The sequence below is a fragment of the Gardnerella nova genome, from assembly GCF_049244055.1.
GTDB classification, from domain to species: domain Bacteria; phylum Actinomycetota; class Actinomycetes; order Actinomycetales; family Bifidobacteriaceae; genus Bifidobacterium; species Bifidobacterium vaginale_H.
In genome coordinates, this window is sequence record NZ_CP058369.1 from 1552712 (window position 1) to 1565290 (window position 12579).

General features: G+C 47.4%; 10 protein-coding genes and 1 tRNA gene. 9 read left to right on the forward strand and 2 right to left on the reverse strand.

Translation table 11 applies throughout. From position 1 onward, the window contains the following. Positions 1–279: 279 nt before the first annotated feature. Positions 280–2349, forward strand: a complete 2070-nt coding sequence (locus HXT56_RS06100) for a hypothetical protein (RefSeq protein WP_421778041.1) — start codon at positions 280–282, stop codon at positions 2347–2349. A gap of 778 nt (positions 2350–3127) precedes the next feature. Here HXT56_RS06100 and HXT56_RS06105 read toward each other — a convergent pair. Next, on the reverse strand, positions 3128–4123 hold the full coding sequence (locus tag HXT56_RS06105) for an FKBP-type peptidyl-prolyl cis-trans isomerase (RefSeq protein WP_421778042.1): 996 nt from the start codon (positions 4121–4123) through the stop codon (positions 3128–3130). A 78-nt stretch (positions 4124–4201) separates the two neighbouring features. Here HXT56_RS06105 and HXT56_RS06110 point away from each other — a divergent pair, with 78 nt between their 5' ends. From HXT56_RS06110 to HXT56_RS06120, 3 genes are all read left to right on the forward strand, one after another. Further along, positions 4202–6121, forward strand: coding sequence for a hypothetical protein (locus HXT56_RS06110; protein ID WP_421778043.1), 1920 nt, complete (start codon positions 4202–4204; stop codon positions 6119–6121). Next, positions 6121–7176, forward strand: a complete 1056-nt coding sequence (locus tag HXT56_RS06115; RefSeq protein WP_421778044.1) for a hypothetical protein — start codon at positions 6121–6123, stop codon at positions 7174–7176. The genes HXT56_RS06110 and HXT56_RS06115 overlap by 1 nt, the downstream gene beginning before the upstream one ends. Positions 7177–7315: 139 nt before the next feature. Next, positions 7316–8353, forward strand: coding sequence for a co-chaperone YbbN (locus HXT56_RS06120; RefSeq protein WP_421778045.1), 1038 nt, complete (start codon positions 7316–7318; stop codon positions 8351–8353). A 92-nt stretch (positions 8354–8445) separates the two neighbouring features. Here the strand turns inward: HXT56_RS06120 and HXT56_RS06125 are convergent. Next, positions 8446–8519 (reverse strand) — tRNA-Met (locus HXT56_RS06125). A gap of 192 nt (positions 8520–8711) precedes the next feature. Here HXT56_RS06125 and HXT56_RS06130 point away from each other — a divergent pair. From HXT56_RS06130 to HXT56_RS06150, 5 genes are all read left to right on the forward strand, one after another. Further along, positions 8712–9743, forward strand: a complete 1032-nt coding sequence (locus tag HXT56_RS06130) for a homoserine O-succinyltransferase (RefSeq protein ID WP_421778046.1) — start codon at positions 8712–8714, stop codon at positions 9741–9743. A 371-nt stretch (positions 9744–10114) separates the two neighbouring features. Further along, a complete protein-coding gene (atpB, locus tag HXT56_RS06135) occupies positions 10115–10969 on the forward strand; it encodes a F0F1 ATP synthase subunit A (RefSeq protein ID WP_421778047.1) in 855 nt (284 codons plus the stop codon). A 76-nt stretch (positions 10970–11045) separates the two neighbouring features. After that, positions 11046–11279, forward strand: a complete 234-nt coding sequence (atpE, locus tag HXT56_RS06140; RefSeq protein WP_004126223.1) for an ATP synthase F0 subunit C — start codon at positions 11046–11048, stop codon at positions 11277–11279. 64 nt (positions 11280–11343) lie between these two features. Then, positions 11344–11886: a F0F1 ATP synthase subunit B gene (locus HXT56_RS06145; RefSeq protein WP_116712160.1), complete on the forward strand. Its 543-nt coding sequence runs from the start codon at positions 11344–11346 to the stop codon at positions 11884–11886. 108 nt (positions 11887–11994) lie between these two features. Then, positions 11995–12576 (forward strand): F0F1 ATP synthase subunit delta, encoded by a 582-nt coding sequence (locus tag HXT56_RS06150; protein WP_116712161.1) that lies wholly within the window; start codon positions 11995–11997, stop codon positions 12574–12576. Positions 12577–12579 lie beyond the last annotated feature (3 nt).

A 12579-nucleotide genomic window follows, 5' to 3' on the forward strand; every position in this document is an offset into this window, starting at 1 on the left:
GTTGAAACTATTGTTTTTTACGGTATAAAGCCGAAAGTTTAGTATTTTTTAAGGCGTTTTTGGCTTGCGCAGTATTTTTTAATGCGTTTTAGCGTGTTTTTTATGGTTTCTTGAGCTGGTGTGGGTCTTGACTTTTGCGAACGGGGGGGGGGGTATGTTAATAACAAACGCCGGTGGATCCTAGTTTGCTGGCGTTGAGATACGACCCACCCTATTGAGTCGTATAGCAAATTTTTCTTCGCGTACCTAGCGCGAAGGAGAAGAAGAAAGGAAAATATTATGTTGAATAAGAAGGCTATCGCCGCATTCGCTGCTGGCGCAACTCTTCTTTCTGGTTTGGCTGTAGCCGCTCCAGCTTTGGCTGAGAACACTCCTGCTAAGGCTGCTGCCACTCAGGCTGCTCCTAAGGCTGATGATGCGAAGATTAAGGCTGCTCAGAAGGCTCTTAATCTTGCTAATTACAACGAGGATAAGGCTGAGGATACTCTTGCTGAAGCTCAGAAGAAACTTAATGATGCTAAGACTAAGCATGATACTGCTGAAGCTCTTGTAAACGCTTACAAGGAAAAGGCTAAGGCGTATGACGATGCAAAGAAGGCTTCTGACGGTGAGCAGGATGCTGTTAAGAAAGCTCAGCTTGAAGTGACTACTACGCAGACCAAGGTTGCTTTAGAGGCTGCTATTACCGCTGCTCAGGGAAACGCTGATTTGAAGCTTGATACTGCCCCAACTGCTGAAAAGCATGAGGCTGATGCTTATAAGGATAAGCTCACTGCTCTTAAGCCAGCTGAGAATTTGCAGACTGCTGTTTATACTGCGCAGGGTAAGTTGACTGAGGCTCAGGCTGCTGTGAAGACTGCTCAGGATACTCTTAATGCTCTTCTTAAGCCAGCTCCAGTTAACCCAGCTCCGGTTAACCCAGCTCCGGTTAACCCAGCTCCGGTTAACCCAGCTCCTAAGGTTGATCCTTATAAGAATGTGAAGCCTGCTGATCTTGAGCATGCTAAGGCTCTTATGGGTCAGCTTGAGGGTGAGCAGAAGCATTTTGCTGATGCTCAGGCTGCTGCTGATACTGCTGCGAAGGCTGTTGATACTGCTAAGGCTGCTTTCGAGAAGGCTGCTGGCGCTGCTCTTTCCGCAGGCGCTGTGAAGCCTGGTTATGATAGCATCAATGGTGTTAATTTCAACTATGATTTCTTGAGCGATTTCCAGTATGGTAAGCTTACTCCTGAGCAGAAGGCTGCTTATGATCCATTCTTGGCTGCTGCTAAGGATTATGCTAATAAGGTGAATGCTTCTAATGCTGCTGCTGGTGCTAAGAAGTCTGCTGATGAGAAGGTTCGTTCTTTGAAGCTTGAGTTGAAGAAGCTTGGTGTTGCTGTTGATGGTGAGACTCCAGCTCCAAAGCCACCAGTTACCCCACCAGCTCCAAAGCCAACTCCAAACCCAGAACCAAAGCCAGGTAAGGTTGTTGCTCCTAAGACTAAGGAAGAGTTGAAGGCTTATGTGGAGCAGGTTAAGGCTTATGTGAAGTCTGAGAAGGATGCTAAGAAGGCTGAGGCTGCTAAGAAGGCTCTTGAAGAGTTTGTTAAGGCTGCTAAGGCTAAGGATAAGGCTGCTGTTGCTGCTGCTATGAAGAAGCTTCTTGGTTTGGTTCCTTACACTAAGCCAGCTTCAAAGCCAGAACCAAAGCCAACTGAGCCTTCGCTTGTTGATCCTAAGGCTACGGATCTTCTTTACAAGAATTATCAGGGCTTGTTTGCTGATCTTGCTGCTCGTGGTGTGACCAATGTTGCTGCTTATGATGCTTTGCTTGATAAGCTCCAGTTTGGTTTGAAGCAGACTGGCTGGGAGAACATTTTGAAGAACTTCGGTGGCAATAACTGCGCTTACTTGAATGGTCTTCGTCGTCAGCTTCAGAAGGCTGTGCTTCACTATGGTCATGTTGAGGCTGCTGTGAAGGATATGGTTGCTGAGCTTAATGAGGACTTCAAGGATGCTCAGGCTCATCATGATTGGGATGCTGCTAAGGTGATTGATCAGAAGCTTGGTAAGGCTGATGGTTTGTTGAAGATTGCTGATAACAACCGTACTCGTGCTGCTGCTTTGCTTGATTCTGCTAATGATCATGCTAAGGATTTGAGCTGCGATACTGGTGCTAAGGAAGTTCGCGATGCTATGGATAAGGAGCCTAACTCCCCATTCAAGCCAGCTCCTGCTCCAAAGCCAGCTCCTAAGACTCCTAAGGCTCCTAAGCTTCCTAACACGGGTGCTGTGGTAGCTTTGGCTGCTGTTGCTGCTTCTGTGCTTGCTGGTATGGGTGCTGCTCTTCGTAAGATCCGCCACTAAGCTGCTTAGCAGGCCTGGTGTTTAATACTGGGTTTGGTGTTTGACTGCTTAGTCTAGTGCGTTGTTTGGCGTGCTAGGCTAAGCGGTTTTTATTGATTATTCTTGTGCTCGGCGTGTGACGGCTTGTTTGGGTTTGTTGCCTCTGCTGGTGTTGTTTCTGCTGGTTGATGTGGTTTGCCGTTTTTTCTTTCTTACCATTGATGCTGGTAGGGGTGGTGCTGGTGGATGCTGAGTGCTGGGTGAGTGTTGTCTTCCGCTAGGGACGGGTGATGATGCTTGTAGTGTGAAAGGCTCGCGGTTTTTCCGTGGGCCTTTCTGCGTATTGACCTGCCGAAGCGCTTAAAGCGTAGTGCGCGTAGGCACTTCAATGCGGAAACTCGCTTAGGTTGGAAGGACTGGGCGCGACGATCTGCTTGAGCGCTTAAAGCGTAGCGCGCGAAAGCAACTCGGAGCGCCGAGCTTGCTCAAGTTGAAAGCACGGTGTGCTTTCAACGCAAGCGAGGTCTGCCTTCGTCTCGATTGACGAAGGCAGGACAGAGTCGTGTGGCTATTCGCTCCGCGCGAGCGTTTTGGCTCGCGTTTGTGGACTTAAGTCATGTGTAAGTCCCCAAAAGCGCGTAAATAAACAGCAATGCCTCAGCCTTGAGCACTTTGGGGCATAAAAAAGCCCCTCCTATTGCGTAGGAGAGGCTTGTGTGTGAAAGCAGCAAACAGCACGCAGCAAGCAGCAAACACAAACAGTAACGTGTCTACTTTCTACAGCGCTTTGGTCTTACTGCTACTGCGCTTTGGAAGCGTAAAGAATATCCACTACGAAGTACAGCGTGGAGTTCGCAGGAATCGTTACGTTTCCTTTAGCGTCCTTCTTGTCTTCGCTGCCGTAGCCATCGTTTGGCGGAATCACCAGCAGAACCTGCGAGCCAACCTTCTTACCTGTTAAGCCCTTAGTCCAGCCCTGAATTACCTGTCCAGCGAGCGAGAAGTCCGCAGGCATGCCGCGCAACCATGACGAATCGAACTGATGCAGTTTGCCATCTTTATCGGTAGTCCACCCAGCGTAATGAGCGGTGACGGTGCTTTTCGCGGTCACCTTTTTGCCGGTTCCTTCAATCAAAGTCTGGGAAACCAGCTTCCCATCTGGCACGTAGTTATTCTTATCTAAGGATGGTACTCCAGATTTATCAAGCGTTACTTTCGGCAGATTTGCAGGAATATCGGTTACTGCTTTGCCGGTGGCGCGAGTTAATGCCTTGGCGCGGGAAATTAACGTAAGAACCATCACGTACGACGGGCCGGTTTTGCCGCTTACACCAAACGCTATGGTCGTATTTACTTTCTTACCCTTAATAAGCGCGTAATACGGGCGGCTGGTCACGTTCTTGCCAATAGAAATTGAGCAGTCAATATTACCCTTATCCCAAGTATTCATAAGTTCTTTGCCGTCTTTGGCATTGAAAACTATGCCCTGCGAGCATACGCGATCGCCTTCTTCAATAGTTGGACCGTTGCCTCGCTGCAAAATGGCATACGTGTTCCTCTTCACCTTTAGTGGAGTCTGCAATTTAACGTCAGGCTTTTGGCCGAGCTTGCCGGAAGCACTAATGCCCTCGAGTAGCTGCATGCCCGCTTTCTGAGCGTTTTCGTCGGCTGCGCCATTCGTATTATCAGCGTTGCCGCTGCAGGAAGCCAATCCTGCACACAATGCTATGGCACTTACAGCCGCAAAAGTGCGCGCCAAGAAGGACTTTTGTTTCAATATTGTGGTTTTTTGCATAAGTTCACACTACCGCTTGATATTGATTTTTATTGATAATAAGCGCTTGGTAAGGAAAGATTGTAGAATAGTAGCGTTATGACAAATATCAACAATGCTTCTGATGCAGAAAGATTACCGATGAAACAGCCAACCATGCGCATCAAAATTATGCGTGGTATCGTAGCGCCATTTTTTGCGGTTCTTGCGGTGTTGAGTTTTGTTTTTGGTATAGTGAACGCAACCCTATGGAAGCCGAATGAAGTGGTGATTGCGCATGCTCGCGTAGATGGCACTCGCTATATTGTCACCGATCCTGGTGTGTTGGATTTAGTTGATAGCAAAGTGCGTATTAGCGTAGCTGCGTTGCGTACGCGTAAGCCTATTTGTGTTGCCGTTGGTTTAGTAAAAGATGTTCGTGGTTGGGTTGCTGGCTCTCCTGTTAAACGTATTACTGGCTTGCTGGATTGGGAGCGTCTGGACGTGTCGGAAACGTCTGGTAAAAATTCGCTGCAATCGGATTCTTCTGTGGATACTGGCGATCCTGACGTGCCGTTTAAGCAATCTAACTTGTGGTCGAACGTCACCTGTCAACTTGGTTTAGCAAAGTTTGCGATTAATACTAATGATTTCGTGCAGACTACCGGTTCGGCTTCGTACGATCGTGCGGTGGAGTCCGGCAGTATTACTCAAACGAATACTCGTTCTACTAATAATTCGTCTCACCGTGATTCTCATTTGCCGAGTGTTCGTTCGCAGGCTGCTAGTCGTGTTTTGCTGATTGATTTGGGGAGTAATGCGCCTAGTGCGATGGTCGAGTTGCGTTGGCGTCGACATCATGTGCCTGATTTTGCTACGCCGCTTTACTTTGTTGGTATTCTTTTTGCAGCGTTGGCTGTGCTCGCTGCAACTATTTTTGCTATGGCTCCGCACCGTCGTAGGAATAGGCAGTTGGTTGCAAGTCGTTCTGGCGTGTTAACGGTGGAGCCTGCTCGTAGTGAGGAAGTTGGTTTTGTTGAAGCGCTTATGGGTACGTTGAAGCTGCTTGCGTATAAGCGGCACCATAAGAGGGCTGTTGCGGGTCACGGTCGTCATGGTTGCCATGCTCGACGTAGGGGCGCTTTGCAGGCTGTTGGTGGCAGTGCGGAAGGTTTGCAGCCCACTGCGCGTATTGCTGTGGCTTCGTCTGCGAAGGATTCTGCTGATTCGTTAGCGGAAACTACTGTGATTTCTAAAGATGAGTTGCTCGCTTTTGCCGCGCGCTTTGCTCAGCAGCATGATTCAGATAGTTCTGATGGTTTGGGTTCGTATGAATCTTCTGCTGATTATACGACGGACGGGTATGCTCAGGAGGAGTCTGCCGGTGCTCAAGCTGATCAAGTTGAGGTTTCTCACGATAATCGACGCGATGCTGCTGAGTCTCACGGTGAGCGTGCTGCGAATAGTCGTGTGGCAAATGCTGATGGCGAGTCGGATGAAGATTTGAGCAAAGTTGCGGCAAAAGCTTCTGATAAAGCAACTCACAAGCATAATGCTGCTCGCACTGCTGGTGACGCTGGTTCTTCAGGCAACTCTGGCAACTCTGGCAACTCTAGTAAACGTGGCAATTCTGGAAATTCTGGCAATTCTGGCAATTCTGGCGAGCGCAATAATTCCAATGCAAAGCGCACCAGGCGGCAAAAGTCGGATGCAAAGAATTGTCGAAACCGCGATTTGCGCAATAATAAAGCAAAATCTGCCGGTGCCGGCACGAAGCCAGCTGGTGCGTCAAATTCGTCAAATTCGTCAAATTCGTCAAATTCGTCAGGTACGAAATCTGGTGGTGTTAAGTCTGAAAATACGAAGTCTGAAAATACTAAATCGGAAAGCGCAAAGTCTGAAAATACTAAACCGTATCGCGCGAATCGTCGAGGGTATCGTAGCGACAGAAACGATGCTCGTTATAGAAAAGGCGGTAAAAATTGGCGAGGCAATTCGTCGTCAAACGGACGAAACGCTGAGCGGGGGAGTGAAAAGTAATGCGTAATAATACCAGAATATGCAATCGCAAGTTTGGTAGCAGCATGAAAGCTGCCCTACACTCCGCGCGCGTTTGTGTAGCGAGTGCAGTATCCGCAATGATTGTGATGAGCTTAGCGGCTTGCGACGGGCAAGTGCCGAAACCTACAGAAGTGCGCAGTAGTCGGGAAATGCCAAACGTAACGATTTTGCAAGAAAAAGATATTCGACTTGGCGTATTGCGTGTTTTGGAACGTGCTAACGAAGAAAAAGACGTGAGTGCGCTTTTCAAAGCTGTTTCCGGCCCTGCGCTTGACGTTCGTACCAGCGAGCTTACTATTGCAAGCAAAACCGGCAAGTTGGACCCTAAAACCACTATCCCGCGCGCTTCGGCGCAAACTATTGTTCCTACTAACTCTGGTTGGCCTCGCGATTTGGTAACTATTACTACGACTACTCAAGACCAACAATCTAAGCGTTTGTTAGTGTTGCGTCAGCGACGTGCGCGCTCAAACTACAAACTGTGGGCTGTGGCGCGACTTTTCCCGGGCGTACATCTTCCTAAATTTGCTGTACCAAGTATCGGATCTTCTATGGGAAAGATTAACGATACCGGCCTTGTAATGACTCCAGAAGTTGCAGTAACAGCGTATGCAGACGTGTTACAGCATGGCGAAAACAGCAAGTACGCAAAGTATTTTGAAAAAGACTATTTACGCGGAAAGCTGGCTGAACTTTCCAAAGTTGTACAAGCCGGCATGGAACGCAACAAAGGCTCGCAAGAGCAAGTTTTTACGCCGCAAATGAAGCAGATAAGCGTTATGCGTTCAACGGATGGTAGTGATTTAGTGGTTGCTCGCATAGATTCTGTGTGGACGCGCGTGGCTGGTGAAGGTCGCGAGTCGAGGCCTGCTTCCGACGAAGAGAAGGCTTTATTTGGTGACGGTAGGGCGACGGGTACTATGCGCGTAACGTACGTTAACGTCGTTGCTTTGGTGATTCCATCCGCGGGTTCGCATATGAAAATTACTCCGGTTGGTGCCGAGCGTCAGCCTATTAAAGTAGAAGCTTTATAAAGAAACTTTATAAAGAAGATTTATAAAGAAGATTTATAAAGAAGATTTGTAAGGAATCTTTATACATTGGTGCTTGTGTGCGCGTTGAATTTTTAACGCGTTGGTTAATGAATAAGAAAAATAAGAAAACGAGGCAAACATGGTCAATGGACAGTCGCAGAGCATGAACCCTGGTGTTTTTTCGCTTGCAGGAGCTGTGGATTTGGAGGGTGTGAAGCGTCGAGTTGAAGCGCAGGCTAAGCAGGCGGCTCGTGCGTCTGCTGCTGGCGATCAAGGTGCTCAGTCTTCTGCTCCAAAAGCTGGCGGCTACGTTACTGATGTTAACGAGCAGTCGTTCCAGGCGATGGTGCAAACGTCGGTAAGTTTTCCTATTATTCTGCTGCTTTGGCAGTCGCACGATGAGGCTTCTTTTGAGCTTGCTTCTCAGCTTGCGGATGCTGTGACTGCTCTTGACGGCCGCATGCAGCTTGCGCGTATTGATGCTGACGAAAGTCCTAGTATTGCTCAGGCTTTGCGCGCGCAGCAGCTTCCTGCAATATACGGTTTGATTGGTGGAAGGCCTATGCCGATTTCGCAAGGTTTGCCAAGTGATGATGAGTTGCAGCAGATTTGTAGCACGATTATGCCGCAGTTGGTTCAGGTTGCTGAACGTTCCGGGGTGGCTGGGACTGCTCCTTTTGTGGAGCCTGCGAACGACGCTCAGTCTGATGCTTCTGGTGACGGTGCTAGCGATGGCGATAGTTCTAGCTCTTCTGCGGAGCAAGTTCCTCCTGCTCATGAGCAAGCTCATGCGCTGGCGATGCAGGGTGATTATGCTGCTGCCGCTGCCGAGTATGCGAAGGTCCTTGAAGCGGATCCTCATGATGTACTTGCTGCTCGCGAGCGCGCTAAGGCGCTACTTCTTGCGCGCAATGCGCATGCGGACGTTGCTGCAGTGCGTAAGGCTGCGGGGGATAATCCTGACGATGTTGAAGCGCAGCTTGCAGTTGCGGATGTCGATATGATCGATGGGCATATCGATGATGCGTTTGGACGTTTGCTTGATTTTCTGGCTGGAGGGCATCGTGCGGATGCTGAGAGTATTCGTGCGCGTATGCTTGAGTATTTTGCTATGCTTCCTACTGACGACCCTCGTTTGGCGCGCGCTCGCCGACGTCTTGCGATTCTGCTGTATTGAGTTGCGTTACTCGCTTGCTGGCATATAATCCGAAAAATAAAAAAGCCAAGAACCACACAATCGTGAGAATGTCGTGTGATTCTTGGCTTTAGTAGCGGGGCATGGATTTGAACCATGGACCTCTGGGTTATGAGCCCAGCGAGCTACCGAGCTGCTCCACCCCGCGTCGGCCACTTTTAGCAGCTCTATCTACGATAGGTGCAAATTCAGATTTGTCAACTTTCGGGCGTGTCTCGCCGTTTTGTTTTACAATTCCCTGCGCAAGTTGCGTCCCTTATTGTGTCCCTTATTGCGTTTGTAGCTAACTATTCGTAGTGTAGTCAACTATTACTAAACAAGTGTGGGGTATAATAAACACATGCCTATTAAGATTCCAGAAGGATTACCAGCACGAGATATTCTTGACGCCGAACGCATCTTTGCGCTTGAACGTCCAGAAGCGGAACAGCAGCGGGTTCGACCGTTAAGACTGCTTATCCTAAACCTTATGCCGAAGAAAATAGAAACAGAAACGCAACTGTTGCGTCTTATTTCTAAATCTCCTTTGCAAGTTGACATTGATTTTATGAAAACTTCTACGCATGTATCGACTCACGTAAGTGCCGATCATTTAGTGAAGTTTTACGAAAATCTTGATGCCCTTCGTAATAATTATTACGACGGTTTTGTAGTGACAGGTGCTCCGGTTGAGCATATGGAATTTGAAAAAGTAGACTATTGGCATGAGTTTACGCAGATTCTCGACTGGGCAGCCACGCACGTTTTTTCTACCATGTACTTGTGCTGGGGTGCGATGGGCGCGCTCTACTATCGTTACGGCGTAAAAAAGCATGTTCTCAGCGAAAAAGTTTTTGGCGTATTCCCGCAATATTTGCAGGATGAGTACTGCTTCCTTACCAACGGGTTCGACGAAATAGCATTGCAGCCACACTCTCGTATAGCAAGCGTTGACGTTGACGATATTGCGCGTAATAAGCGTTTACAAATTCTTACGTGTGGACCGCAATCAGGCCCGGGTTTGGTAGCAAGTCGCGATTTTTCGGAAGTTTTTGCGCTAGGACACTGGGAGTACGGCAAAATGACGCTTGCTCAAGAATACGAGCGCGACATGGCGAAAGGCTTAAGTAACGTGCCGTTCCCTCGCAACTATTTTCCGCATGATGACGCAAGTTTGGAACCGCTTTTTGCTTGGCGTGCTCATGCCAACTTATTGTGGCGCAACTGGCTTAATTGGGTGTATGAAACTACGCCTTACGATCTTTGTGATATTCCTAAGCTTCGCGCTACGGGAAAGTTGGGTACGGATCGTGCGATACGTCACGAGCCAGCTTCTCCGCGTTCCGATGACTTCCGTCCGTTTGTGAATGGTGGATATGGGGTGCAGGATTAAAGGTGCAGGATTAAAAATTGCGGTGCGTAGGGTGATAATATCGCTTTGCGAGTGTCGAACTTTTTTCAGTATTTTATTTCTTTTTTACAGAAAAAGGTGAGTTATCCTCTAAATTTTATGAAATTTATGACATTTTTTAGAAAAATTAACAGCTTTCGCGAGTTAAGTTTGCAATAAGCTACGTTAGTCATAAATTATGTACATACACAGAGTAGAATCAGCTTTTAGATGTATTTTTCGTTTCGTGCCCCGCGCTTTGCGAAATAGATAGTCTAGTTGATATGTAATGCCGTGAGATGAATGAATTGCATGTGTGAGAATAAACGGCATTGTTGTGAAGGCGTGTGAACGAATTGCTTAAGGAGGCACTTATGGATGGAATGGTTGATGTTTTACTGAGGACTACCAATGTAGCTTCAGCAGTGGCTTCGTCTGGACCAGAATTGCCTAATATTGGCGAGTTTTTGCCTCCAGAGATTTTGTTCCAGGGCACACCGTTTGCCATGAACCGCATTATTTTGGTGCGTGTGCTTATGGCTGTAGTCGTTATGATTATTTTCGGCATTGGTGCCGCTCGTGCGAAGTTAGTTCCAGGAAGATTCCAAAGTGTGCTGGAAATCTTAATGGACTTTGTGCGCTACAACATCGTTTACGAAATGATTGGCGAGGAACGCGGCAAGCGTTACGTGCCAATGATGTCTACACTTTTCATCACGATTTTCTTCTTTAATCTTTGTTCTGTGATTCCAGGATTAAATATGGCTGCAACCGCAACCATTACTGGTCCGTTGGTATTTGCTTTGTGGGTTGTGTGTCAATATCTTCTTGCTGGCATTCGTGAAAAAGGTTTTTTGCGATTCTTCCGTGAAGCGTTGTTCCCAGCGGGCGTGCCATGGCCGATTTACTTCATTCTTTCGCCATTGCAGCTCATAGAATTAATAATTGTGCGACCACTTTCGCTTACAATCCGTTTGTTTGCGAATATGATTGCTGGCCATTTGCTGGTGGCCACTTGCTTAGTATTCACCAATTTCTTTGTGGTGGATTCCAGCAATAAACTCCTTGCCTTCGGCGGTGCTTTGTGGCTGCTTGGTGGCATTCTGTTTACCCTATTCGAAATTATGGTAGCTGGTTTGCAGGCGTTTATTTTCACTGTGCTTGCTTCTGTCTACATTTCGGAAAGTTACCCGGAGGAAGAAGAAAAGTCTGCTGTTGCTGTTGCTTGATAGCATAGCTTAAATCTTCAGATTTTACCCATCTTACGGGTTTATACTGGTTACTGTTTTAACAGAAAGGAAACCAATGAATAATATCATCGCTCTCGCAGGTTTGGTCGGCAACCTCAGCATTCTTGGCTTTGCTGTCGCAACAATTTCTCCTGCACTTGGTATGGCAATAGTCGTTGCTAAAGCTATGGAATCTACTGCACGTCAGCCAGAAGTTGGCAACCGTATTCAGTTGTTCATGTTTGTTGGCTTGGCATTTATTGAGGTTCTGGGCTTGCTCGGATTCGTTGCCTACATTATGGGAAAGTGAACCGAACGAAACAACTCGTTCCAGCACAAATATAAAAGTGTTGAGGGAATAGAAAGGACAAGCCATGGCACATGCATCTGAGAGTAATGGTTTGGCGTTGTTCTTGCCTGAGCCTTATGACTTAGTGTGGTCGTTAGTTGTTTTGGTAGTTCTTGCAGCGTTTTTCTACAAGTTCGTTATGCCTAAATTCCAGGCAATTCTTGATGAGCGTGCAGAAAAAATCGAAGGCGGAATGGCTAAAGCAGCGAACATGCAGCATGAAGCTGACGAATTAAAAAGTCAGATGGAAGAAGAGCTTGCTCAAGCTCAAGCTGATGCTGCAAAAACTCGCGAAGAGGCTCGTGCGGAAGCTTCAAAAATTATTGGCGAAGCTAGACAACGCGCTGAAAAGGATGCTGCAAAAATCATTAGTGAAGCGCAGCATTCCATTGAGGCTCAGCATAAGCATGCCATGTCCAGCCTCCAAGGAGAGGTATCGGTTCTTGCAGCAGCATTGGCTGGCAAGATTCTTGCATCCAAGCTGGATGACGATACTGTAAGCTCCAAAATTATTGATCATGTGATTGATGAAGTTGGAGAAACTAAAAATTCGGATCAAGTTAAGTAAGGCTTAATATACAAAACTTAATAATTGCAAAATAAAAAATAATTTGCGCTTTTATTGGTTTTGTATATTAATTGCATTACTTCGTTTTACAGAAATGAGGAGGTAAGAATGCCAGAAAAGGCATCGCGTGCAAACGAAAGTTTGTCGCGTTCTTCTCTTGCGCAGGCCATCTCAGATGCACATGATGAAGCGCAGCGCATCGCTGACGAGCTTTCGTCAATGATGAGCATGATTGATCAGTATCCTGAGCTTTCTGATGCGATTACCGATCCGAATAGGTCTTCGGAAGATAAGTCTCGCCTTATTGACGAGCTTATTGGAGGTAAAGCGCACCCTGTTGTATTGCGCATAATGCACTATCTTGTCGGGACATGGCACGGTGGTGCGGAAAGTGGCAAGACTGGTAGCTTTGGTGGCGCTTGGTCAGGCTTCGAGCGTGAAGCTGGCGAAACGTTGGTTACTGTCACTACTGCTCAGCCGCTTACCGATAAGCAAATCAAGCGTTTGATTGAAATCTACAGCAATAAGTTGGGTCATCGCGCATACATTAACCCAATTGTGGATCCAAACGTGCTTGGTGGCATGCGTATACAAATCGGCGATCAAATAACCGATCGTACCATGTTAATGCAGCTGAAGCAGTTGCAGCGTTCTGCGCGCAATGGTGCTTGGACACAGGCAGTGAAGTAATAA